Raw genomic sequence first — 22,796 nt, 5'->3', positions numbered from 1 at the left:
CCTGTAAAAAAATTGAACGCCGTAGCGGCGACCGCAGTAGGTGGGCGATATTTTCACAGGCTCTCAGTTGATCGAGTAGCCGCCGTCGACCACCAGCAGACTGCCGGTGACGTAGCTCGACGCCTTGGAAGCCAGAAACACCACCGCGCCGGCCATCTCGTCGGGCTGAGCCACGCGCTTGAGCGCGATGCGCGGCAGCATCGTGCCCATGGTGGCGTCGCTTTCCAGCAAGGCGCTGGCAAAACGGGTCCGGGTCAGGCCCGGCAGCAAGGCGTTTACGCGCACGCCCATCGCCGCGCATTCGCTGGCGAAAGCCTTGGTCATGGTGATGACCGCCCCTTTGGAGATCGAGTAGATCGCGGCGCCGTCGCCGCCACCCGGTTGCAGGCCGAACACCGAGGCGGTGTTGATGATGCTGCCGCCGCCGATCTTTGCCATCAGCCGTGCGCCGCGTGCGCTGGCAAAGAAGTAGCCCTTGAAGTTGACGTCCATGACCTTGTCGAACGAGGCCAGATCGGTGTCGCAGACCGGACCGTAGTACGGACTGGTGGCGGCGTTGTTCATCAGCACATCGAGCCGCCCGTGGTCGCGCTCGATGCCGGCGAACAGGGCTTCCACCTGTTGCAGGTCGCCACTGTGACAGGCACGCGCCTCGCATTGGCCGCCGGCGTCGCGGATGCTGGCGGCCACCGCTTCGCAGGCGTCCTGCTTGCGGCTGCTCACGATCACGCGGGCACCATAGGCCGCCAGCGCTCGCGCACAGGATTCGCCGATGCCGCGGCTGGCGCCGTTGACCAGTGCCAGCTTGCCGCTCAGATCGAACAGATCGTCTTGCAGCGGGCTCATGGCGCGCTCGCGTTCGCGGCTTCGATCTCCGCGATCACGCGCGCCGCGCCGACCTGGTCGTCGATCGCGGCACTGAGCACGCGCAGGATGCCGGCGACGGGTGCGGTGTGGGTGTGCTCCATCTTCATGGCCTCCAAGGTCATCACCGGCTGACCCGCGCTCAGCGTATCGCCGACCGCGGCGTGTATGGCAATGACACGGCCATTCATCGACGCCCGGATTTTTCCGTCGCGGGCGGCACCGGCCGCCGCGCTCGCCGACAGGCTGCGGTCTTCCACGGAATAATTGCGACCGCGGAACTGCAGATGCATTACCGCACCGGCGCGCCACCAAACCACCGCTTCGGCCACGCCGTCGCATTCGATCCGTGCCGTACCGGCGTCCAACCCGATCAAGGCCAGGGTGAAGCGCTGCTCGCGCAGGCTGGCGGCAAAGCGCTCACCCGACTCCGGGCGCAGCGTCACCTCGTGCACGCGTTCACCGCAACCGACGCGAAGATGCACCGGCAGCATCGGCGACAGCGCCGCCGACGGCACCGCGTCCTGCTGCGTGGCGCGCAGCAGCATCGCCGCCACTGCCAGCGCGCGATCGTCGTCCTGCGGGCAGCGCGCCAGCAGCGCTTCGGCATGGGTATCGACGAACGCCGTGGTGGCGCCGCCGGCCGCGAATTCAGGATGGCGCAGGCAGCGCGCCAGAAAGCTGCGATTGGTGGTCACGCCCAGCGCCACCGCCTGGTCCAGCGCGCTGGCAAGCAGACGCCTGGTGTCATCGCGTGTGCGGCCACGCGCGATCAGCTTGGCGATCATGGAGTCGTAGTAGGGCGGCACCTCCATACCGGACGACAGCGCATGCTCCACCCGCACGCGCGCCTCCGGCATCTGCCACCAGCCCATGCGGCCGCTCTGCGGCATGAAGCCCTGCTCCGGGTCTTCTGCACACAGGCGTACTTCGATGGCATGACCGTTGAACGTCACATCGTCCTGCCCGAGCGGCAGCGTCTCGCCCGCGGCGATGCGCAACTGCAGTTCCACCAGGTCCAGCCCGGTCAGCGCCTCGGTCACCGGGTGCTCGACCTGCAGCCGTGTGTTCATTTCCATGAAGTACCAGCGACCGTTGCCGTCGAGCAGAAACTCCAGCGTGCCGGCGCCCTCGTAACCAATGGCCAGCGCGGCCTGCACCGCGGCGGCACCCATCTCGACGCGTAGCGCGGGACTCACCGCGGGCGATGGCGATTCCTCGATCAGCTTCTGGTGGCGACGTTGCACCGAGCAATCGCGTTCGCCCAGATGAATTGCGTTGCCGTGCCGATCGGCCAGGATCTGAATCTCGATGTGACGCGGCTGCAGCACCGCGCGCTCCAGCAGCACATCGGCGTCACCGAAGGCGCTGTGGGCTTCGGAACGCGCGCTGATCAGGGCATCGGCGAAATCCTCCTCGCGACGCACCAGACGCATGCCACGCCCACCGCCGCCGGCCACCGCCTTGATCATCACCGGATACCCGATGCGCCGAGCCTCCGACGCCAGCCGCGCGGGATCCTGATCGCCCAGAAAGCCCGGCACGCAGGGCACGCCGGCCTCCTGCATGCGCCGCTTGGCACCGGCCTTGTGCCCCATCGCCGCGATCGCTTCCGGCGACGGACCGATGAACACCAGGCCTGCGTCGCGACAGGCACGTGCAAACGCTTCGTTCTCGGCCAGAAAACCATAGCCGGGATGCACCGCCTGCGCGCCGGTGGCGCGGGCCGCGGCCAGGACGGCATCGATGCGCAGGTAGGACTGCGAAGGAAGCGCCTGGCCGATGCACACCGCCTGATCGGCCTCGCGCACGTGTCGCGCGTGCGCATCGGCGGTGGAGTAGACCGCCACGGTCCGGTAGCCCAGCCTGCGTGCGCTGCGCATCACCCGCAGCGCGATCTCGCCGCGGTTGGCAATCAGGATCTTGTCGAAAGGCGTGCACACACTCATGGGCGCGCCACCGAGAACTGCATCGGTTGCAGCGGGCGCGCCTGCGCATCGCGACACACCGACAAGGTGTAGGCCAGCACCGCGCGCGTGTCGCGCGGATCGATCACGCCGTCGTCGAGCACGTGCGCACTGGTGGCGAATACGTCCATCTGGCGGTCGAAGGTTTCGATGATGTTCCGCTCCATCGCATCGAGCTTGGCGCGATCCACCTGGCCCTTCCGTGCCATGGCCGCTTCGTTGACGATGGTCATGGTCCTGGCAGCCTGCTCGCCGCCCATCACCGCGACCTTGGAATTGGGCCATGAGAACAGGAACCGCGGATGAAATCCGCGACCGCACATGCCGTAGTTGCCGGCGCCGAACGAGGCACCGCACTGAATGGTGATCTGCGGCACGGTGGCACTGGTCACTGCCTGAATCATCTTGGAGCCATGCTTGATGATGCCGGCTTCTTCGTGCATGCGGCCCACCATGTACCCGGTGATGTTCTGCAGGTAGACGATAGGCACCTGTGCCTGGCAGCAGGCCTGGATGAAATGGGTGGCCTTGGCGGCACCGGCACTGTCGATGGGACCGTTGTTGGTGATCAGACCCAGCGCATGTCCCTCGATGGCGGCGTGACCGCATACGGTCTGGGCGCCGTAGCCGGGACTGAATTCCAGAAAATCGGAATCGTCCACCAGCCGTGCGATCACCTCTTTCATGTCGACCGGACGCCGGTAGTCGGCAGGCATCAGACCCAGCAATTCTTCATCCGGATACCGCGGCGGCAGAAACCCTGGCGATGTCGGCGCCGGCAGCGCCTGGTTCCAGCGCAGCTTGGCAACGATCTCGCGCGCAATGCGAATGGCATCGCGATCGTCCTCGGCCAGGTAGTCGCCCAGACCGGAAATGCCGGTATGCATTTCTGCGCCGCCGAGTTCCTCTTCACTGGCGACCTCCCCGGTGGCCGCCTTGAGCAGTGGCGGTCCGGCCAGAAATGCGCGGGTGCGGCCGCGCACCATCACGATGTAGTCGGACAGGCCGGTCTGGTAGGCACCGCCAGCGGTGGACGAACCATGCGTCACCGTCACCACCGGCAGGCCAGCGGCGGACAGCCGTGCAAGATTGCGGAACAGATTGCCGCCCTTGACGAACTCTTCGACCTTGTAGGCCAGCAGGTTGGCACCCGCACTTTCCACCAGCTGCACATAGGGCAGCCGATTCGCCAGAGCCAGTTCCTGCACGCGCAGCTGCTTGTCGAGACCCTTGGGCTGCAGCGCGCCGGCATCGATGCCCGAGTCGTTGGCCAGCACCATGCAGCGCGTGCCGGCCACATAACCGATGCCCGCGATGACGCCGCCGCCGGGCACGCTGCGATCCGGGTCCGGCACATCCATGCCATAGCCAGCCAGGGTACACAGCTCCAGGAACGGCGCACCCGGATCCAGCAGCAGAGCCACGCGCTCGCGCGGCAGCAGTTGCCCGCGCTTGTCGAACCGCGGCTTGGCCGCCGCAGAGGCAGTGCGGGTTCGCGCCTCCAGAGCGCGGACCCGCTGCAACTGCGCGAGGTTGGCATCGCGGTTATGCCGGAAGCTGTCGCTGCCAGCGGCAATCAAGGATTCAATGACGGGCATCGAGCACCGGCGGTGTGATTATCAGTAAAGGTCGGCGCAAAAAAAGTGGGTACGAAACGCTGTCGATGCATGGTGCCGGTAACCCGGGGACTGCGCACCGCGGAGCGGCCAGCGCCGCGCATCCCCATGCATCGCAACCGGCGGCAACAGCGACATCTCGTTTCGCGGCATTCAAGTTGGCTCGCCTCAGAATCTTCGAACGACACAACGAAACCCACGGCCCCACACTAAGATGCAGGCTCCGGACCGGTCTTGTGCGGACCGGTTGCAAACGCGAAGGTCGGGTTTGGCCCTGGCTTGTGCCGCGCACACAATACTGGCAGCTTTTAGCTCACTAAAAATCACTCCCGCCGTCGCGGGAACGTGGAGGAGATGTGAACGATCGCGAAGCCCGGTCCGCGGATGCAGGCAAACACAACCGCGACGGCCGCCCGCGCATCATGCTGGTGACATCCTCACGCATTGCCTATCGCAGCCTGTTCGGAAAGCCCGGTGTGCGAACGTTCGGCGCCTGGGTCTTCTACCTGTCGCTGGACCGGCCGTTCGAAATCTCGGTGAACGGTCATCCGGCGTACCGCGAACACATCGCGCTGGTGCCGCCGTACGCGCCGCATCGCGTGGCCACGCCGGATCGCGAGCTGGTGCAGATCCTGATCGAATCCGAGACCGTCGACGGCGATCCCGCCCTGCCCGACCTGATCGCCACACCCGCGCGGCGCCGCGAAACTCATACGCGACTGCTGGATGGTTTCGAGCGTCCGCTGCGCGCACCCGAAGCGTTCGATCTGCACTTCTTCGGTCATGCGCTGCCGGCGCGTGCACTGGACCCTCGCATCGCGCGCGCGATCGGGAAGATCAACGCCAGCCACGCCGGCAATCTCAGCGCCGAGGCCTGCGCGGCAGACGCCGGCCTGTCGTTCTCGCGCTTCACCCATTTGTTCAGCAGCCAGACCCAGACCACGTTCCGCCGTCTGCGCGCATGGAAGCGTGCGCGTGGCCTCATGCCCATGGTGGGCGGCGCCAACAGCCTGGTGGACGTGGCGCTGGATGCGGGCTATGCCGACTCCACCCATTTCAGTCATTCCATCCGCCAGTTCTACGGCTACACGCCGCGCGACATCTTTGCCGGATCGCGGCGCCTGGCGGTGGTCGCGCAATGGCCCGCCAGCGCTGCGGTGACATGAGCATCGACGCCGGTGTCAACCTGTTCGTCGTCCTGCCTGCAGCGGGAGCCGACAGCGCGCAGGACGCCACGCTGCCACTGCGTGAGCGCAACAAGCAGGACCGGCGCAGGCGCATTCTGGATGCCGCCGAGGCCCTGGTGCGCGAAACCGGCGCCACCGAGTTTTCCATGGCCGTGCTGGCCAAGCGCGCGCGGCTCAGCGGCCCCACGCCCTACAATCTTTTCGGCTCCAAATCCGGCGTGCTGTATGCGTTGCTCAACCGCTCGCTGGAATCGGTGCTGCGTCGCCAGGGCCGCAGCCGGGTGGACCCGGACCCGGTCGCACAAGTCATGGCGGCCGCCCGTATCGCCGCTGATGTCTTTGCCGAAGACCCTGCGTTCTACCGGCCGCTGTACCAGTTCCTGCTGGGCGTGAGCGATCCTGCCCACCGTCCGCGATTCCTGGACCGCTCGCTGGGCTATTGGCAGCGCGCGCTGTCCGCGCTGGACAAGGCCGGTCAGATGCCGACGCCGTTGGCGCGCGATGCACTGGCACGCCAGCTGGTGACTCACTTCATCGGCGCGCTGGACCTGTGGGTGCAGTCCGAAATCGACGACGACGAATTTCGCACCCAGGTCGCTTACGGCACCGGCCTGCTGCTGCTGGGCCTGACCAACGACGCGCAGCGCGCCCCGCTGCTGGTACGTCTGCGCGCATTGGAGCGGCGTCTGCCGCGTCGCTTCGCCGCGAGCGAGGCCTAGGCCACGGCTTGCGTCCAGCATCGTGGCAAGCCCGGCGTCGTCCGCGACCCCGCGGGCAACCGCGCCGCCGTCATGCTCAAGCGCCCATGGCGCCGTCCACGCCGATCTCGGCACCTGTGACATAGCGCGCCTGGTCGGAAGCCAGAAAGCACACCACGTTGGCCACTTCCTCCGGCGTGCCCAGGCGACCGATCGGCACCAGGGGGGCAAGGCCCGCCCTGGCCTCCTGCGGCAGCGCTCCCAGCATCGGCGTGTCGATGGTGCCGGGAAACACGCAGTTCACGCGGATGTTGTGTGGCGCCAGTTCCAGCGCGGCGTGACGGCTCATGCCGCGGATTGCCCACTTGCTGGAGCCATAGGCCCACATGCCCGGCACCGCCCGCAGGCCGGAGGTGGAACTGATGTTCAGAATGCAGCCGCCGCCGGCCTGGCGCAGTGCGGGAAGCACCGCGCGCATGCCGTAGAAGGCGCCACGCTGGTTCACTTCGAAGATCGAGTCGAAGATTTCGTCGGTGGTCTGCTCGAACGTAGCCAGGTGAAACACCGCTGCGTTGTTGACCAGAATGTCCAGCCGCCCGAACCGCGCCAGCGTCTGCTCCACCACCCGCGTCCAGTTCTCGCACGAACGTACATCCAGGGCGAGAAACTGCGCGCGTTCTGCGCCCAGTTCCGCCGCCAGCGCGCTCCCTGACTGTACGTCAGCCAAGGTCACGCAAGCGCCCTCCTCCACCATGCGGCGCGCTTCGGCCGCGCCCTGACCGCTGGCCGCGCCCGTCACGATCGCCACCTTGCCCGTGAGCAGACCCATGTGCTGACCTCCCGATTTCATCCGGCTTCTGCAACCGCGTTCCTGCAGCCGCTTTGCGGCGTCACGCCCGACTTTCGTGACGCGAAGCGGAAAGGTCTTGCACCCAGGCGCTGCGGCGCGCAGCGGGTGGCGACAAGAAGCACGCTCTGATTGCCATCGACAATGCAGTCGGCAACGCAACTCACTTGCAAAGGACCTCAGCGATGTTCCAGGAAGTCGCCAACCTGCAGGAAGAAGGCCAGACGCTGGGTGCTGTGCTGCAAACTCTGCAGCCGCAGGATTGGGCGCGACCCACGCCGTTCAAGCAGTGGACCGTCTGGGACGTGGTGGCCCACCTGTACCTTTCCGACCAATGGGCGGTCGCTGCGCTCAAGGGCGCGGACATGTTCAGGAGCGCCGCCGCGCCGGTGCTGGCCGCACTTGATCGCGGCATCGCGCTGACCGACTTCACCCGCGAGCATCTGCAGCATCTGGCCGGCGCTGCGATGAGACAAGCCTGGAGCGACAGCTTCGACGACCTCGGCCGGCGCCTGTCCGTGCTGCACCCCAAGGCCCGCTTGGCCTGGTTCGGCCCCGACATGGGGGCGCGCATGTTCGTCACCGCACGTTATATGGAAACTTGGGCACACGGCCAGGACATCTACGATCTGCTGGGCCGGCAGCGCCGTTACACCGATGGCATCCGCGCCATCGCCACCCTGGGCGTCAAGACCTATGCGTTCTGTTTTGCCAATCGCGGCCTGACACCGCCCGCACCCGCGCCCTACCTGCGCCTCACCGCGCCCTCCGGCGCCATCTGGGAATGGAACCCCCCTTCGGATGAACATCGCATCGAAGGATCGGCGAGTGACTTCTGCCACGTCGTCACCCAGGGGCGCAATGTCGCAGACACCCTGCTGCAAGTCATCGGAGATCCGGCAAGGCGCTGGATGGCGATCGCACAATGCTTCGCGGGAAAGGCGGAAGACCCGCCGGTGCCCGGGCTGCGGGGCGGTAGCGCGAGCATCGCATCACATGAACGCCCTGGTTAACCGATCGCGAATCGTCGGAGAGGTTGTTCTTCCTCTCGGACCTGGATCGAACCTTCAGGTGGCGCCACGCAATCATGGAGACTTCTCATCTTTCACCCAACGGGTTGACGCTTGCGAAATGAAAGGATGAAGCATTTAATCCAAAGAACGTTCAGAGCAACGACGGATACATGATCGGTGATCAGCCTCAACCGAATCATCATCCGTGGTGTCGTTCTGATCCTGCTCGGTTGCTCCACCAAGGCTCCCCCAAAAGCAGCACAGGCTTTTGAGGTGTCAGCATTGAGAAGTGGGCTGCTTGAGTTTCGAACCAACGGGGATGCCTATATTTCCCAGACCGGCAATCAGTTTCCATATGTCGAGTCCGGAAGATGTGTAGTTGCCGGAAACGAGAACAACTGCTTGTGGCATGGATTCGAATTCTTATATCGATCGCCGGTGCAATCAACATTGATCGAGTGCAAGTTCGAATCCAATCGCACGCAAGATCGGGCAAGTCCGGCAAGGTACGGCGAAGCGAATGTAACTGGAGGAACGTTCTCGTTCGTCCTTCAAGGGCGGAGCGGGAGATATGTCCGACCGCAGTACACCACGGGCCTAAAGGGGCATCCGTTCAAGACGACGACCTGGTGTTCGCGGGAAGGAGTGGAGATCTTTCGCTTCACCCTGACCCTGATTCCGTAGCGCTTCGGTGCCCGGCAGGCAGCATGGCAACTGGGCCCAACTACCGCTTCGGCGTGGCCTGGCAGTTGAATGTTGCCGCCTGAGCACTGAGCGAAAGCGATGGGGTCCGGGGCAGAGCTGCGGTCGACCGCCACCGCACGGGCGTCACCTGCTTCGACTTACAGGATTGGACGCACCGTAATAACTCGGCAAAGCTTGCACGATGAACGCCAGGCAGCGGGTACAACTGTTCGGCGCGCTGAAAGCGCGATTCGAAACCAACATGCACCGCCACAAGCGAATCGAGTGGTCGGCGGTGCTGGTGAGGCTGGGCGCCCGGCCGGAGAAGTTGCGTTCGCTTGAAGAGATGGAGCGCAGCGGCGGCGAGCCGGACGTGGTGGCCCAGGACCCCGGGACCGCAGAACTGGTCTTCTTCGATTGCTCTGCGGAAAGTCCTGCCGGCCGCCGCAGCGTTTGCTACGACCGCGAAGGACTGGAGTCCCGGAAAGAGCACCGTCCGCACAACAGCGCGATCGACATGGCCACAGGCATGGGCGTCGAATTGCTGAGCGAGGATCAGTATCGCGATCTGCAGCGAATGTGAACCGCCCCGGTTTTCCCGGAGGCTCGTTGTTGTGAGTCACGCCGCGAGGGCGAGACTCGGGATTTGTGAATAGTAGGCAGCTTCTGCTTCGGCGGGTGGGATGTTGCCAAGCGGTTCCATCAGTCGGCGATTGTTGTACCAGTCCACCCACTGCAGCGTGGCCCACTCGACGTCTTCGCGGCGTTGCCAGGAAGGCCGCCGGTGAATCACCTCGGCCTTGTACAAGCCGTTGATGGTCTCGGCCAGCGCGTTGTCGTAGGAATCGCCCACACTGCCCACGGAAGGTTCGAGACCCGCGTCGGCAAGACGCTCGGTGTAGCGGATCGACACGTACTGGACACCTCTGTCGCTGTGATGCACCAGCCGATCCGGGCCGACCGGTTTGCGCTCATGCAGCGCCTGCTCCAGCGCGTCGAGCACCAGGTCGGTCCGCGCCGAGGACGAAGCCCGCCAGCCGACGATGCGCCGGGCGAAGACGTCGATGACGAAGGCGACGTAGACGAAGCCCTGCCAGGTCGACACGTAGGTGAAGTCCGAGACCCACAGCTTGTTCGGCCGATCCGCCTTGAAGTGACGACGGACATGATCCAGCGGGCAAGGTGCGTTGGCATCACTCACCGTCGTGCGCACCGACTTGCCGCGGATGACGCCACGCAAGCCCAGGCGCTTCATCAGGCGCGCCACCGTGCAGCGGGCCAGATCAAAGCCTTCGCGCCGCAGTTGCCGCCACACCTTGCGCACGCCGTAGACCTGGAAGTTTTCGTTCCAGACCCGTTCGATCTCCGGCACCAGCGCTCGATCTCGCTGGTCCCTCGTAGAACGGCGCTGTGGGTCTGCCTCGCGAGCCGCGTGGGCGTAGTACGTCGACGGGGCAATCGGCAGCACCTTGCAGATCGGCTCGACCCCGTGGACCGAGCGATGCTCGTCGATGAACGCCTTCATCGTTTGAACGGGCGGTCGAGCTCCGCCTGCGCAAAATACGCCGATGCCTTGCGCAAAATCTCATTGGCCTGGCGCAGTTCACGGACCTCGCGCTCCAGCGCCTTGATCCGCTCGCCCTCGGCCGTGGTCAGGCCGGGCCGTACACCGGCGTCACGCTCGCCCTGGCGCACCCAGCGCCGCAACGTCTCGGCTGTACAACCAATCTTGGCAGCAATCGATTCAATCGCTGCCCACTGCGAGGTGTGCTGCGCCGCGTGCTCCGCCACCATCCGGACCGCGCGCTCCTGCACTTCCGGGGAATACTTCGATGCTCTGGTCATGGCTCCATTCTCTCAAGTGAGGGAGCCTCCGAGATTCCCGGGGCGGTTCAAATGGGATGCTTCGACACCAAGACCTCGAGCTGGATCCGGACACCCGCCGCCATCAGAAAGCTGGGTGGCGCGCTGTTCTGCGACCGCCGTTATGACCACGTCTTCGTCTACCACAATGGCGCGCAGTCGTACTACGCCGTGAGGGGCTTCCGCGGCGTTTTGAGGGTTTAGCATCGCCGGCACGGGCGCGCTGGCGTCTTTTCATCGCGACGCTATCTATAGTCTCGAAATCGACGGGTCGCCGTATCAAAGATGGCGCTGCGTCGACCCCGCGCCGCTCAAACTCCCAACTGCCGTGCAGCCAGATCTTTCATGATCTCTTCCGAACCGCCGCCGATCATCATCACCTTGACCTCGCGATAGATGCGCTCGGAGCGGGTACCGCGCATATAGCCGGCGCCGCCCAGAATCTGGATCGCCTGGTCGGCGCAGAACTGCATGGCCTGGGTGGCCAGCACCTTGGCCATGCAGATGCGGGCAACCAGTTCGGCAGGACGGTCCGACTGGCTCTGAATGCGCCAGGTGAGTTCGTGGACCAGACTGCGCGCGGCGTCGATCTTGAGCGCCATGTCCATGAGCTTGTGGCGGATGACCTGACGTTCGGACAGTAAATGGCCGAAGGTCTTGCGCTGCCTGGCCCAGTCCAGCGCCTCCTCAAAACACACTTGCGCGAAGCTGTAGGCCAGCGCGGCGAGATACAAGCGCTCGCTGTTGAAGTTGTGCATGAAGGCGCGGAAGCCCTGGTGCTCCTCGCCCACCCGATCGCTCACCGGCACCCGGCAGTTGTTGAAATGCAGGTGCGCGGTATCCGAAGACCACCAACCCATCTTGTCGAGTTCGGTCCGGGTCAGACCGGGCGTGTTGCCGTCGATGGCCAGCACCGAGATGCCATTGGCTCCCTTGGATTCGGGGTCGGTGCGCACCGCGGTGACGATCACGTCCGCGCGCATGCCCGAGGTGATGAACGTCTTTTCGCCGTTGACGACGTAATGGTCGCCGTCACGCACGGCGTTGGTACGCAGTTGTGCCACGTCGGATCCGCCGGATGGTTCGGTCACCGCCAGGGCCGGAATCCACTGCCCCGAGATCACCTTGGGCACGATACGTCGCTTGATCGCCTCGCCGCCCACTGCCACCAGCAGTGGCATGGTGATGCTGTGCGAATTGATGGAGGCCTGCACGCCACCGGCGCCGCAGCGGGCGAACTCTTCGGCGATCACGATGTTGTAGAAGGCGTCGGCGGGCGTGCCGCCGTATTCCTCCGGGTATCCCACCGCCAGAAATCCCAGTTCGCCGAAGCGCTGGTACAGCTCCCGCGGGAAACGGCCGGCGGCGTCCCATGCGGCGACGTGCGGCGTCACCTCGCGTGCAATGAATTCGCGCAGGCTGGCGCGGAACTGCTCGTGTTCGTGCGTGAAGTAGTGCGGCAGCGGACTGGGTTCGGTCATCCGGGGTCGGGTCAGGCCGACAGGCCTCCGTCCACCATCAAGGCCTGGCCGGTGATGTAGGCGGCCTTGGACGACGCCAGATAGGCCACGGCCTCGGCAATTTCCTCGCAGGACGCCAGCCGGCCCAGCGGTGTGAACTCCACTGCCATGTCCAGCAGCTTCCTGGTTTCGGTCTTCATCATGGGAATCACCATGCCGCCGTTGACCACGCCCGGCCCCACCGAGTTGGCACGGATGCCGTTGCGCGCTTCTTCGGTGGCGATGTGACGCACCAGCATCTGCACCGCCGCCTTGGGCGTGGCGGACAGCGCATCCAGCGGCACCGTGCGCTGCGTGGCGCAGGTGATGAGCGCCACGAAAGAGCCGCCCTTGCCTTCCCGCAGAACCGGAATACCGGCCTGCGCGATGTTGAAGAACCCGACCACGTCGGTCTCGATCACGCCGCGAAAGGACTCCGGCCTGAAGTCCGCGAGCGGGCCGGTATCGAACACCAGACCGCCGGCCGACACCACCGTATGCACGCGACCAAAGGACTTCAGTGCACCCGCATAAACCGCGTCCACCTGCGCGCGATCGGTGACATCGCAGGCCATGGCCTCGGCCCGGTAGCCCAGGCCGCGCAACTGCTCCACGAACTGCTGAGATTCGTCCCGGCGCGAACGATAAGTGACCACAATGGCGCTGCCGCGCTGCGCCATCAGGCCGGCGCTGGCCATGCCCAGCCCACCGCTGCCACCAAAGACGATGGCGCAGCCGGAGTCGGGAAAGTCGGGGGTGTCGATGCCGAAGCGCATGGCGCTGTCTCCGTGTCGATGATCTATCTGGAATGTCGCGGATGCGCGCAGCGGACGAGCTACTGCGCCACCATGCCGCCGTCGATGCTCAGCTCGCTGCCGACACAGAACTTCGATTCGTCGGAAGCCAGATACAGGCAGCCGTAGGCGATCTCCTCGGGCCGCCCGAGGCGACCGATGGGCTGCATGTTGGCCACCGTGGTTTCGAAGCGCTGCGGATCCGGATTGGTGTTGATCGCCTCGCGCAGCAGCGGCGTGTCCACCGCACCGGGATGGATGGAGTTGGCGCGGACGCCGTCGCGCGCATGCGTGACCGCGGTGCTCTTGGTCAACAGCCGCACCGCGCCCTTGGAGGCGTGGTAGGCGGCAAACCCGGGGCTGCCGATCATCCCGTAGGCCGACGAAATGTTCACGATGGAGCCGCCGCCGTTGCGCTTCATCAAGGGCACCGCGTACTTGGTGGCCAGAAACACGCCCTTGACGTTGACGTCCATGATGCGGTCGTACTCTTCTTCGGTGGTGTCCACCTCCGCCAGCGGGCTCTCCACCGCGGCGTTGTTGACCAGCACGTCGAGCCGGCCGTAGGTGTTGCCGGCGTACTCGATCATCGCTTTCACCTGCGCGTGGACCGCCATGTCGCAGTGCAGGAACTCGGCCTTGCCGCCACCTTCGCGAATCCGGGCCGCCAGCGCCTGTCCCTTGTCGGACTGGATGTCCACCACGATCACCGTGGCGCCCTCGCGCGCAAACAGCAGGCAGGTGGCCTCGCCGATCCCGGAGGCACCGCCGGTGACGATCGATACTTTCCCGGACAGGCGGCCGCGCGGTTTTTCGGTGCCATCACTCATGTTCACGTCCCTCGGCAAATGACAGCGCGACGCGGATTATCGAAAACGGCGAGATGCCCACGCCACGCTGCATAAGCCTAGGCAGGCGAGAGTTCACGAGTCTTGCGCGGACCGGCTGACGGCCGGAGCCGGCGCTTCAGATCATGGCGGGGTCTTGAACAGATTCACATGTTCCTTGCGGATCACGTGCTTGAGCACCTTGCCGGTGACGGTCATCGGAAAGCTTTGCAGGAACACCACTTTCTTGGGGACTTCGTGCTGGCCCAGGCGGCCGCGGCACCACTGGATGATGTCGGCTTCGCTGACGTCGACGCCGGCCTTGGGCACCACGAAGGCGGTCACCGCCTCGATCCAGCGATCATGCGGCAGGCCGACCACGGCGGCGGCGGCGACGCCGGGATGCCCCAGCAGCGCGCCTTCCACCGAGCACGAGGCCACGTTCTCGCCGCCGGACTTGATCATGTCCTTCTTGCGGTCGTGAAACAGGAACAGGCCATCGTCGTCGATCAGGCCCAGATCGCCGGTGTGATGCCAGCCGTGTGCGCGCGCCGCACGCGTGGCCTCCGGGTCCTTGAGGTATTCCATCATCACGGTGGGTCCGCGAACGACCAGCTCGCCAACCTGCCCGCGCGGCAGCAGGCGGCCGGCGTCGTCCATGATCTGGAACTCGGCGGTGAGCGCCTGCTGGCCCCAGTACTGGCCATTCTTCTCGAACTGCAGCTCGGGCTTGAACACGCACGCGGACGGATACACCTCGGTCTGGCCGCTGCTCAGGGCAAAGCGCGGGCAGATCTCCTCGATCATGCGCCTGAGAGTTTCGGGGTCCATCGGGGTCATCGCGTACAGGCCGTAGCGCATGGAATCGAAGCGATACCGGTCTCGCTGCGGGTGGTCCAGCACTGCGCGCCACATGGTGGGCAGCGCAAAGCACCAGGTGACGCGGTGGCGGGTGATGCGATCCATCAGCGTCACGGCGTCGAAGCCGCGCATGACGATCTGGGTGGCGCCGCGATGGAGGAACGAGGTGACCAGGGTGTGCTGCGCGCAATGGAAGAACGGCAGCATGGCGACGGTGACGTCGTCCGCCTGCATCTCCATATCGATGATGTTGTTCAGGGTCGCCAGATACACCGCCAGATGGCTGATCACCACGCCTTTCTGTTGCGCCGTGGTGCCGCTGGTGAACATCACGATGGCGGTATCGCGATCACCGATGTCCGCCTCCGGATCGGTGGTCGGCTGGGCATTCAGCGCCTGCCCGAAGCCGGACGCAGCAGAGCCGGCGTCGTCCGCGCCCGGTTCGACCGTCAACATCGATGGCGGGGCCCGCCCCGGCCCCTGCATGACGGGTAGAAAGTTGCGATCCAGAATCAGCAGCCTGGCGTCCACCTTGTCCAGGATGTAGTCGAGCTGCTCGCGGGTGAGCAGCACGTTCATCGGCACCCACACCAGACCGGCCTTGGCGATCCCGAAGGCAGCGATGATGAAATCCAGCGAGTTCACGCACAGGCAGGCCACGCTGTCGCCCTTGCGCAGGCCACGCCCGCGCAGGTGATGCGCGAACTGGTTGCAACGCCGGTCCAGCTCGCCGTAACTGATGACACGTTCGCCGTCGATGAAGGCGGTCTTGTGCGGGTGCAGTACCGCGGCGCGGCGCACGATGTCGCCCACCGCCACGCGATTGATCAAGGTGGTCTGCGTCTCCATCCGCTGTCGCCTCCTGTGGCGTCGGGTCTGCCGGCGATACGCGCGGCGCGCGGCGCAGGCCTACCCGCCGCGCAAGCCCAGGCTGCAGCCCGCGCGCGGGGCTGTCTTGCGTCCAGCGGTCGCCCTGGCCGGTCGGCACAAGACGCCTGCGCAGGAGCGCCCCAGACTGCGCCGCATCGTAGTCAAACCACCGGAAGGACGACACCCATGGACGGCGCAGGCCTTGCACCGCAGCGGCCACGAACGATCATCGTCGGCGCCGGCGCAGCCGGCATGGCCTTGGCCATCAAGCTGCGCGAAGCCGGCTTTCCCGATCTGGCGATCTACGAGAAAGCCGACGAGGTCGGCGGCACCTGGCGCGAGAACCGCTACCCCGGCGTCGCCTGCGACGTGCCCTCGCATCACTACAATTTTTCTTTCGAGCACAACCCGGGCTGGAGCGCACGCCTGGCCAGCGGGCCGGAACTGCAGCAGTACATGCTCAAGGTCTGCAAAAAATACGATCTGCGCCGCGACGTCGTCTTCGGCCAGCGGGTCACGCAGGCCCGCTTCGACGGCAGCCGCTGGCATATCCGCACCGACCAGGGTGTGGAAGACAGCGCCGAATTTTTCGTCGCCGCCACCGGGCCGCTGCATGTTCCGGCCATTCCGAAGCTGCCGGGACTGGAGGGCTTTCAGGGCCCGAGCTTTCACACTGCACGCTGGCCGCAGGAGCTGGACCTGAAGGGAAAACGGGTCGGCGTCATCGGCACCGGTTCCAGCGGTACCCAGGTAATCACCGCGCTGGCGCAGGATGGCGTGGACCTGACCGTGTTCATGCGCACACCGCAGTGGATTTTTCCGCTGATGAATCGCCGCTACGGCCGCGCCGAGCGCGGACTGATCAAGCGCTTCCCGTGGATCGGCAGAACCGCCGGGCGCTTCTTCCAGTGGTTCTTCGAGCGCGTGTTCGCCGAAGCGGTCATCCGGCCAGGCTGGCAGCGCAAGCTGCTGCAGGGCGGCTGCCGCTGGAACCTGACCCGGGTCAAGGACCCGCAACTGCGGGGCAAGCTCACCCCCAACTTCGAGCCGCTGTGCAAGCGCCTGGTGATGTCCTGGGATTACTACCCGGCCGTCGCCCAACCCAATGTGAAGATCGTGCGCGCCGATGTTGCGCGCGTCGAACCGCAGGCGGTGGTCGACGGCGACGGCAACACCCATCCACTGGACGTACTGATTCTGGCGACGGGCTTCGACACCCGCGCCTACTTCCGCCCGATCGAAGTGTTCAACGAGCGCGGCGACAGCGTAAGCGACATCTGGAAACAGCAGGCCGGCGCCCATCTTTCCACCCACGTTCCGGGCTTCCCCAACTTCATGATCCTGGGCGGACCGTTCTCGCCGCGCGGCAACTTCAGCGCGGTCGCGTATTCGGAAGTGATTGCCGATCACATCGTCAGCGTCATCCGCACCGCCCACGCGCATAACTGGCGCAGCGTCGCCGCAAAATCAGAAGCAATGGACGCGTTCATCAAGCAGAATTGGGCCGCGCTGCCCGACACCATCTGGGTCACCGGCTGCAAGAGCTGGTACATGGACGAAAAAGGCGTGCCGGAAACCTGGACCGGCACACCCGACGAATTTCGCGCAGCGCTGGGCCGGTGGAATCCGCAGGAGTTCGAGATCCGGACCCACCCGCCGGCCTGACGCCGGGTCGGCGCCGTCCCTGCGCAGCCTCATCTGCTGCCACACTTGCGCTTTGGCCCTTCTACATTCGTGCTCATGATCGAAGCGCAGTGGTATCGACGCACCCCAAAGGCGGCATCGCAGCGCCGGCCAGTGAGCCCTGCCGACCGGCAATGGCGTTGACACCCGCGGTATCGACGGGCTCGCACCCGGTGCGCGGCGCCCTGCTGGTGGTGGCGGCGGTGCTGCTGTTCGCCTGCATGGATACCACCACCAAGATCCTCACCGCCGATTACCCGGTGCCGGTGGTGATGGCGGTGCGTTACGTGGTGCATTGCCTGCTGATGGTGGTCCTGCTGACCCCCACGCAGGGCCGCGACCTGGTCCGCACGCAGCGCACCGGGCTGGTGCTGGTGCGGGCGTTCTGCCTGGCCGCGGCATCGCTGTTCATGGGACTGGCCCTGCAGCGCATGCCGGTGGCCGAGGCCACCGCCATCGTGTTCCTGGCGCCGCTGCTGGTGCTGGTGGTGGCCGGACAGTTCATGCGCGAGCACGTCGGCAAGGTCGGCTGGGCGGCAGCCGCTGCCGGTTTCGCGGGCGTGCTGATGATCGCGCGTCCCGGCGGTGGTCTGGATCCCGCGGGGGTGGCGTACGCAATGTGCGCGGCGAGCGTGATCGCAGCCTACCAGTTGTTGTCGCGCGTACTGGCCACCACCGAACGCACGGTGGCGCTGCTGTTCTACACCGCGCTGGTGGGCTCCATCCTGTTCGGCATTTCGCTGCCGTGGTTCTGGGGCGGTCACGCGCCGACACCGCTGCAGGTGCTGCTGTTTCTCAGCATGGGCGTGCTCGGCGGCGCCGGCCATTTCCTGTTCACCGCCGCGCACCGCTACGCACCGGCATCGATGCTGGCGCCAATGATGTACCTGCAACTGGTGTGGGCCGCGCTGCTCGGATGGCTGGTGTTCGGGCAGATGTCGCCGTTGACCAGCCTGGTCGGCATGGGCGTGATCGCAGCATCCGGTGCGGTGGTGGCGCTGAAGTCGCATCTGTCGCGACGCGCCCTGGCGGCAGCCGCGCAGGGCTGAGGCCCGCAGCGATGGGCTAGCTGGCGACCGACGCCTCGATGGCATGCACGAAGGCGTAGAGCCCCAGGCCTAGCACTGCGCAGAAGATCAGGATGGCGCCGAGGATGGCACCGGTGCTGGCGTCGGCAATGCTGCTGCCGCGCTTGCTGATGCCGCGCACACCGCCGGCCGCGGACAGTACCGCGCCCAGGATCTGGAACGAGTTGAGGCGCTTGGGCGCGGGCGTCCCGGCTGGCGTGGGGGGTTCAGGTGTCACGACGATGGCCCTTGGCTTTTGCGGGCGCGCATTATCCTGCGAAAAACCGGTTGCCACGGATTTCACGGATGACAAGGATCGAAAATCGGCTACTTGCGAGCGCCGATCAAGTCGCTCAATCGCTGACGCAACGATGCTCAGCAGGTTGATGTTTTGATCCGTGTTCGTCCGTGTGATCCGTGACTAACCTCCGCTTTTCGGATCACCGCGCCGGCCCACTCGGTGTGGAGGCCCCGATCGCGCGGGGTCGCGCCGTTCAATAGCCCAGCGCCAGCCGGCGGTCTGCGGCGGTGGGCAGCGGATCGCACTGGTCAGCCACCACCGGCAGTTCGCGCGCGCGTCTGCGATTGAGTTCGATCAGCGCTTCGGCACCGGACTCCAGGTCGAAGCTGTCGCTGATGGCCTTGACCGGACAGATCGGCACGCAGGCAGCGCAGTCGATACAGACGTCCGGGTCGATGTACAGACGATCGGCCGAGCCATGAAAGCAGTCGACCGGACACACGCCGACGCACTCGGTGTAACGGCAGGCCTGGCAGTTGTCGGTGATCACATGTGGCATGTGCGAACCTCGTGCGGGCTAGGCTAAGCCCACCTCGACGCGATTGTCGGAAAAGGTCGGCGCGGCGCCAAGGTCGGCGAACGCGGTGGGGTTCAGCGCTGCCGGTGTGGCCTGCGCACGCGAGGTGGCCACCCAGTGCCCCATCGGCGCGATCACGACACCGGGCATGGTCTCTTCGCCAATCCGCGCCACGGCCATGAACGAGCCGCGCTCGTTGTAGACGCGCACGGCGTCGTCGTTGCGGATGCCGCGTGTATCGGCGTCGCTGGGATGCAGAAAGATCTTCTGCTCGCCTTCGCGTGCGGCCTGACGCCGGTGGTTGCCGTAGGTGGAGTTGAGAAACGCATGGCTCTTGGGCGACATCATCGCCAGCGGGTAGCGCGCGTCGGGCTGCGGGCCTGATTCGCGCGGCGGCACGTAAGTTGGAAGCGCCGCCACCGGCGAGCCATCCTGATGCTCGTTGTAGCCCTGACGAAACGTCGGCAGCACGAAGTTGCCACCCGTCGCCATCGACGCCTTGATCTCGACCTTGCCCGAAGGCGTGGGGAACCCGCCCTCGGCATGCGGCGCGAACACGTCCGCGGCGGGCAGATTCAGCCGCGCCCAGCCTTGGGTTTCCAATAACGACATGGAAATGCCCTGCATGACCGGACTGTCCCAGTCCACCGCCTCGCGCAGGATCTGCTCGTCGCTGCGCTGGAAGAACGCATCGTCGAAGCCCAGGGTGGCTGCGAGCCGGCGGAACAGCTCGGCATTGCTCACCGCCTCGCCTTGCGGCGCCACCGCCGGGCGATTGAAGGTGAGATAGAGATGACCCCAGGAGAACATCAGATCCACCTGCTCGACCTGCGTCGTCGCCGGCAGCACCAGGTCGGCATAGCGCGCGGTGTCGGTCAGAAAGTGGTCGCTGACCACGGTGAACAGGTCGTCGCGCGCCAGGCCTTCCTTCAGCCTGAGCTGGTCGGGTGCCACCACCAGCGGATTGCTGTTGTATACGCACAGCGAGCGAATCGGCGGGTCCAGCGCCATGTCGCCGGTGAGCGCACGACCGAGCTGCCACTGGTTGAGCACGCGCGTACCGGGCGGGATCAGGTCCGCACGGTGGAGTACGTCCCAGCGCACCGGAAACGCCCACAGGGGCAGTTGCAGCAGGCCGCCGCCGGGCTTGCGCCAGGCGCCGACCAGCGCCGGCAGGCAGGCCAGTGCGCGCACCAGTTGTCCGCCACCGGCCGAGCGTTCGATGGCGACGCCGATGTGGATCGCCGCCGGCTGCGCCGCCGCGTACTCGCGCGCGAGCGTGCGGATCACCTCGGCGTCGACGCCGGTCTGTGTCGCCGCGAACTCCGGGGTGTACTGCGCGACGTGCGGCACCAGCTCGTCGAAGCCGGTGGTGTAGCGATCCACATAATCGCGATCGAGCAGGCCCTCGTTGACGATCACGTGGATCAGCGCCAGCGCCAGCGCGCCGTCGGTGCCGGGGCGCACGCGGATGTGCTGGTCGGCCATCGCCGAGGTTCCGGTGCGCGCGGGGTCGATCACCACCACCTTGGCGCCGTTCTTCTTCGCGTGATCGATGAACGGCCACAGGTGCGCATTGGTGCTGAGCAGATTGCAGGCCCACAGGATGATGAAGCGCGAGTGCTGCAGGCTCTCCGGGTCCATGCCCGGCGTCGGGCCCAGGGTCATGATGTAGGCGGTGGAGGCGCCGGAATCGCAGAAAGTGCGCTCGGAAACCGTGGCGCCGAGCCGGTTGAAGAACGGATCGCCCACGGTCAGGCCGTTTACCAGCCCCTGGGTGCCGAGGTAACTGTACGGCAGGATTGCGCTGGGACCGTCACTGGCGATGATGTCGCGCCAGCGCGCGCCGATGGTCTCCAGCGCCTCGTCCCAGGAGATGCGCTCGAACTCCGCCGAGCCCTTGGGGCCGGTCCGGCGCAGCGGATACAGCACGCGCTCGGGGTGATACACGCGCTCCTGGTAGTGACTGGTCTTGGCACACAGCCGGCCCTGCGTGAACGGATGGACCGGATTGCCCTGCACGCCGGTGACGCGACCGTCCTGCACCTTGACCAGCATCGAACAGGTGTCGGGGCAGTCGTGCGGACAGGCGCCGAGCACCGTGGCGTCTTGTGGGAGCATGGTCGGCATGGTTCCTCTCGTTTCGTGGCCGCGGTCGGCACCGCAGCTGCGTGATGGGTCCGCCAAGAATGCGTCAGCCGCCTCAGGCCCGTCCATCGGGACGAGCCACCGCTACGCGGCGCGCGGCTCAGCCGACTTTCGGCAAGCGCGTCAGCGACTGCCGGATCGCCTCGACCGGGTAGGCGTAGTCCTCGAGTTGCCCCGAGAGGTATTTGTCGTACGAGGCCATGTCGAAATGTCCATGTCCGGTCAGATTGAACAGGAGCGTCCTGGGCTCGCCGCGCTCCTTGCAGCGCAACGCCTCGTCGATCGCGGCCCGGATCGCGTGGCAGGACTCCGGCGCCGGAATGATCCCCTCCGCGCGGGCGAAGGCGACACCAGCCGAGAACGTCGCCACCTGCGGCACCGCCAGCGCCTCGATGAGCCGCTCGTGCAGCAGTTGGGACACCAGCGGCGAGTCGCCGTGATAGCGCAGTCCGCCCGCGTGAATGCCGGGCGGCATGAAGTCGTGGCCCAGCGTGTACATCTTCATGATCGGGGTGTAACCCGAGGCATCGCCATAGTCGTAGGCGTAGGCGCCCTGAGTCAGGGTTGGACAGGACGTGGGCTCCACCGCCACACAGCGCAGGTGCTGCGCCCTCTTGTCGCCCGCCATCTTGTCTGCCAGAAACGGAAACGCGATACCGGCAAAGCTGGAACCGCCGCCGCAGGGGCCGAAGATCACGTCCGGATACAGGCCCAGCTTGTCGAACTGCTTTTTGGCTTCCAGCCCGATGACGGTCTGGTGCAAGGCCACGTGATTGAGCACGGAGCCGAGCGTGTAGCAGACCGCCGGATCGGCGGCGGCTTCCTCCACCGCTTCCGAAATCGCGAGTCCCAACGAGCCGGGCGAATCGGGATCGGCGGCCAGCGCATTGCGACCCGCCTGGGTGCGATCGGTGGGGCTGGCAAACACTTCCGCGCCCCAGGTCTGCATCATCGAGCGCCGGAACGGTTTCTGCTGGTAGCTGACCTTGACCATGTAGACCCGCACCGGCAGGCCGAACATCTGACCGGCGTAGGCGATCGACGAGCCCCACTGACCGGCGCCGGTCTCGGTGGTCAGACGCTGGGTGCCGGCGACTTTGTTGTAGTAGGCCTGCGGCACCGCCGAGTTCGGCTTGTGCGAGCCCGCCGGCGACACGCCCTCGTACTTGTAGAACAGCTTGGCCGGCGTGCCGAGCGCCTGCTCCAGGCGCAGCGCACGGATCAGCGGCGACGGTCGCCATTGCGCATAAATTTGACGCACTTCGTCGGGGATGGCGATCCAGCGCTGCGCCGACATTTCCTGCTCGAGGATCGGGCCCGGAAAAATCGCGCCCATCGCCTCCGGCGTGACTGGCTTGCCGTCTGGCCCCAGCGGCGGGGCCGGCGCGTTGGCCAGATCGGCGACGACGTTGTACCAGTGGGTTGGAATGTCGTTGGGTGCGAGGTCGATCCTGAGCGGCGTCATGGTCCTGAAGCGGGCAGTGGTTCTT

The 22,796-nt window shown here is 65.9% G+C and carries 19 protein-coding genes, 2 pseudogenes and 1 other annotated feature; of the genes and pseudogenes, 8 read left to right on the top strand and 13 right to left on the bottom strand.

Annotated features, from left to right (window positions below; translation table 11 throughout):
- Nucleotides 1-63 precede the first annotated feature (63 nt).
- Genes ACOOHP_RS08450 through ACOOHP_RS08440 form a run of 3 tightly spaced genes read right to left on the bottom strand, consistent with a single transcriptional unit; the run spans nucleotide 64 to nucleotide 4,429 of the window.
- The gene (locus ACOOHP_RS08450) at nucleotides 64-846 is read right to left on the bottom strand and encodes an SDR family oxidoreductase (RefSeq protein ID WP_420466008.1); all 783 of its coding nucleotides are present in this window, start codon (nucleotides 844-846) and stop codon (nucleotides 64-66) included.
- The gene (locus ACOOHP_RS08445; protein WP_420466007.1) at nucleotides 843-2,813 is read right to left on the bottom strand and encodes an acetyl/propionyl/methylcrotonyl-CoA carboxylase subunit alpha; all 1,971 of its coding nucleotides are present in this window, start codon (nucleotides 2,811-2,813) and stop codon (nucleotides 843-845) included. Before ACOOHP_RS08445 ends, ACOOHP_RS08450 begins: the two co-directional genes overlap by 4 nt.
- Entirely contained in the window at nucleotides 2,810-4,429 is a 1,620-nt protein-coding gene (locus ACOOHP_RS08440) for an acyl-CoA carboxylase subunit beta (RefSeq protein ID WP_420466006.1), read from the bottom strand. Before ACOOHP_RS08440 ends, ACOOHP_RS08445 begins: the two co-directional genes overlap by 4 nt.
- Nucleotides 4,430-4,803: 374 nt before the next feature.
- On the opposite strand from ACOOHP_RS08440, the gene ACOOHP_RS08435 reads away from it, so the two are divergent.
- Nucleotides 4,804-5,613, top strand: coding sequence for a helix-turn-helix domain-containing protein (locus ACOOHP_RS08435; protein WP_420466005.1), 810 nt, complete (start codon nucleotides 4,804-4,806; stop codon nucleotides 5,611-5,613).
- On the top strand, nucleotides 5,586-6,353 hold the full coding sequence (locus tag ACOOHP_RS08430; RefSeq protein ID WP_420466004.1) for a TetR/AcrR family transcriptional regulator: 768 nt from the start codon (nucleotides 5,586-5,588) through the stop codon (nucleotides 6,351-6,353). Before ACOOHP_RS08435 ends, ACOOHP_RS08430 begins: the two co-directional genes overlap by 28 nt.
- A gap of 76 nt (nucleotides 6,354-6,429) precedes the next feature.
- On the opposite strand, the gene ACOOHP_RS08425 is transcribed toward ACOOHP_RS08430, so the two are convergent.
- On the bottom strand, nucleotides 6,430-7,161 hold the full coding sequence (locus tag ACOOHP_RS08425) for an SDR family NAD(P)-dependent oxidoreductase (protein ID WP_420466003.1): 732 nt from the start codon (nucleotides 7,159-7,161) through the stop codon (nucleotides 6,430-6,432).
- Nucleotides 7,162-7,364: 203 nt separating this feature from the next.
- Between ACOOHP_RS08425 and ACOOHP_RS08420 the strand changes: the two genes are divergently transcribed.
- The 3 genes and pseudogenes from ACOOHP_RS08420 to ACOOHP_RS08410 all read left to right on the top strand — a co-directional run.
- Nucleotides 7,365-8,192, top strand: coding sequence for a TIGR03084 family metal-binding protein (locus tag ACOOHP_RS08420; RefSeq protein WP_420466002.1), 828 nt, complete (start codon nucleotides 7,365-7,367; stop codon nucleotides 8,190-8,192).
- 177 nt (nucleotides 8,193-8,369) lie between these two features.
- Nucleotides 8,370-8,876: a hypothetical protein gene (locus ACOOHP_RS08415; RefSeq protein ID WP_420466001.1), complete on the top strand. Its 507-nt coding sequence runs from the start codon at nucleotides 8,370-8,372 to the stop codon at nucleotides 8,874-8,876.
- Between the two features lie 202 nt (nucleotides 8,877-9,078).
- Nucleotides 9,079-9,456, top strand: a pseudogene (locus ACOOHP_RS08410) (DUF4256 domain-containing protein); the annotation flags it as partial.
- Between the two features lie 39 nt (nucleotides 9,457-9,495).
- Here ACOOHP_RS08410 and ACOOHP_RS08405 read toward each other — a convergent pair.
- Nucleotides 9,496-10,721 (bottom strand): IS3 family transposase gene (locus tag ACOOHP_RS08405; protein WP_420466000.1). Its coding sequence is split into 2 segments (ribosomal slippage): nucleotides 9,496-10,436 and nucleotides 10,436-10,721, totalling 1,227 coding nucleotides; the frame shifts between segments, so codons are not numbered across the junction.
- Nucleotides 10,327-10,443 (bottom strand) — a sequence feature (AL1L pseudoknot). Its footprint overlaps the gene before it by 117 nt.
- 54 nt (nucleotides 10,722-10,775) lie before the next feature.
- Between ACOOHP_RS08405 and ACOOHP_RS08400 the strand changes: the two are divergent.
- A pseudogene (locus ACOOHP_RS08400) lies at nucleotides 10,776-10,943 on the top strand (DUF4256 domain-containing protein); the annotation flags it as partial.
- A 107-nt stretch (nucleotides 10,944-11,050) separates the two neighbouring features.
- Here ACOOHP_RS08400 and ACOOHP_RS08395 read toward each other — a convergent pair.
- From ACOOHP_RS08395 to ACOOHP_RS08380, 4 genes are all read right to left on the bottom strand, one after another.
- Entirely contained in the window at nucleotides 11,051-12,220 is a 1,170-nt protein-coding gene (locus ACOOHP_RS08395) for an acyl-CoA dehydrogenase family protein (protein WP_420465999.1), read from the bottom strand.
- A gap of 11 nt (nucleotides 12,221-12,231) precedes the next feature.
- Entirely contained in the window at nucleotides 12,232-13,014 is a 783-nt protein-coding gene (locus ACOOHP_RS08390; protein ID WP_420465998.1) for an SDR family NAD(P)-dependent oxidoreductase, read from the bottom strand.
- Nucleotides 13,015-13,073: 59 nt separating this feature from the next.
- Nucleotides 13,074-13,862 (bottom strand): SDR family NAD(P)-dependent oxidoreductase, encoded by a 789-nt coding sequence (locus tag ACOOHP_RS08385; protein ID WP_420465997.1) that lies wholly within the window; start codon nucleotides 13,860-13,862, stop codon nucleotides 13,074-13,076.
- A 141-nt stretch (nucleotides 13,863-14,003) separates the two neighbouring features.
- Entirely contained in the window at nucleotides 14,004-15,569 is a 1,566-nt protein-coding gene (locus tag ACOOHP_RS08380) for an AMP-binding protein (protein WP_420465996.1), read from the bottom strand.
- 207 nt (nucleotides 15,570-15,776) lie between these two features.
- Between ACOOHP_RS08380 and ACOOHP_RS08375 the strand changes: the two genes are divergently transcribed.
- Both ACOOHP_RS08375 and ACOOHP_RS08370 read left to right on the top strand, forming a co-directional pair.
- Nucleotides 15,777-17,255, top strand: coding sequence for a flavin-containing monooxygenase (locus tag ACOOHP_RS08375; RefSeq protein ID WP_420465995.1), 1,479 nt, complete (start codon nucleotides 15,777-15,779; stop codon nucleotides 17,253-17,255).
- Between the two features lie 152 nt (nucleotides 17,256-17,407).
- The gene (locus tag ACOOHP_RS08370; RefSeq protein WP_420465994.1) at nucleotides 17,408-18,322 is read left to right on the top strand and encodes a DMT family transporter; all 915 of its coding nucleotides are present in this window, start codon (nucleotides 17,408-17,410) and stop codon (nucleotides 18,320-18,322) included.
- Between the two features lie 16 nt (nucleotides 18,323-18,338).
- On the opposite strand, the gene ACOOHP_RS08365 is transcribed toward ACOOHP_RS08370, so the two are convergent.
- The 4 genes from ACOOHP_RS08365 to ACOOHP_RS08350 form a co-directional block, all read right to left on the bottom strand.
- Nucleotides 18,339-18,578, bottom strand: coding sequence for a hypothetical protein (locus ACOOHP_RS08365; RefSeq protein WP_420465993.1), 240 nt, complete (start codon nucleotides 18,576-18,578; stop codon nucleotides 18,339-18,341).
- Between the two features lie 256 nt (nucleotides 18,579-18,834).
- On the bottom strand, nucleotides 18,835-19,140 hold the full coding sequence (locus ACOOHP_RS08360; RefSeq protein ID WP_420465992.1) for a DUF362 domain-containing protein: 306 nt from the start codon (nucleotides 19,138-19,140) through the stop codon (nucleotides 18,835-18,837).
- 18 nt (nucleotides 19,141-19,158) lie between these two features.
- Complete coding sequence (locus ACOOHP_RS08355) at nucleotides 19,159-21,288, bottom strand: molybdopterin-containing oxidoreductase family protein (protein WP_420465991.1); 2,130 nt, start codon at nucleotides 21,286-21,288, stop codon at nucleotides 19,159-19,161.
- Nucleotides 21,289-21,406: 118 nt separating this feature from the next.
- Complete coding sequence (locus ACOOHP_RS08350) at nucleotides 21,407-22,771, bottom strand: TrpB-like pyridoxal phosphate-dependent enzyme (RefSeq protein WP_420465990.1); 1,365 nt, start codon at nucleotides 22,769-22,771, stop codon at nucleotides 21,407-21,409.
- Nucleotides 22,772-22,796: the final 25 nt, after the last annotated feature.

It is taken from the genome of Panacagrimonas sp. (genome assembly GCF_965216805.1).
Classification (GTDB): Bacteria; Pseudomonadota; Gammaproteobacteria; order Nevskiales; family Nevskiaceae; genus Panacagrimonas.
Note: the sequence above shows the minus strand (reverse complement) of the source record. Positions and strands in the feature narration are given on the sequence as shown.

Bases quoted from the DNA above. Each gene is read 5' to 3' on its own strand.
- ACOOHP_RS08450 (WP_420466008.1), bottom strand. From the start codon at position 846: ATGAGCCCGCTGCAAGACGATCTGTTCGATCTGAGCGGCAAGCTGGCA.
- ACOOHP_RS08445 (WP_420466007.1), bottom strand. From the start codon at position 2,813: ATGAGTGTGTGCACGCCTTTCGACAAGATCCTGATTGCCAACCGCGGC.
- ACOOHP_RS08440 (WP_420466006.1), bottom strand. From the start codon at position 4,429: ATGCCCGTCATTGAATCCTTGATTGCCGCTGGCAGCGACAGCTTCCGG.
- ACOOHP_RS08430 (WP_420466004.1), top strand. From the start codon at position 5,586: ATGGCCCGCCAGCGCTGCGGTGACATGAGCATCGACGCCGGTGTCAAC.
- ACOOHP_RS08425 (WP_420466003.1), bottom strand. From the start codon at position 7,161: ATGGGTCTGCTCACGGGCAAGGTGGCGATCGTGACGGGCGCGGCCAGC.
- ACOOHP_RS08420 (WP_420466002.1), top strand. From the start codon at position 7,365: ATGTTCCAGGAAGTCGCCAACCTGCAGGAAGAAGGCCAGACGCTGGGT.
- ACOOHP_RS08395 (WP_420465999.1), bottom strand. From the start codon at position 12,220: ATGACCGAACCCAGTCCGCTGCCGCACTACTTCACGCACGAACACGAG.
- ACOOHP_RS08390 (WP_420465998.1), bottom strand. From the start codon at position 13,014: ATGCGCTTCGGCATCGACACCCCCGACTTTCCCGACTCCGGCTGCGCC.
- ACOOHP_RS08385 (WP_420465997.1), bottom strand. From the start codon at position 13,862: ATGAGTGATGGCACCGAAAAACCGCGCGGCCGCCTGTCCGGGAAAGTA.
- ACOOHP_RS08380 (WP_420465996.1), bottom strand. From the start codon at position 15,569: ATGGAGACGCAGACCACCTTGATCAATCGCGTGGCGGTGGGCGACATC.
- ACOOHP_RS08375 (WP_420465995.1), top strand. From the start codon at position 15,777: ATGGACGGCGCAGGCCTTGCACCGCAGCGGCCACGAACGATCATCGTC.
- ACOOHP_RS08370 (WP_420465994.1), top strand. From the start codon at position 17,408: ATGGCGTTGACACCCGCGGTATCGACGGGCTCGCACCCGGTGCGCGGC.
- ACOOHP_RS08360 (WP_420465992.1), bottom strand. From the start codon at position 19,140: ATGCCACATGTGATCACCGACAACTGCCAGGCCTGCCGTTACACCGAG.
- ACOOHP_RS08355 (WP_420465991.1), bottom strand. From the start codon at position 21,288: ATGCCGACCATGCTCCCACAAGACGCCACGGTGCTCGGCGCCTGTCCG.
- ACOOHP_RS08350 (WP_420465990.1), bottom strand. From the start codon at position 22,771: ATGACGCCGCTCAGGATCGACCTCGCACCCAACGACATTCCAACCCAC.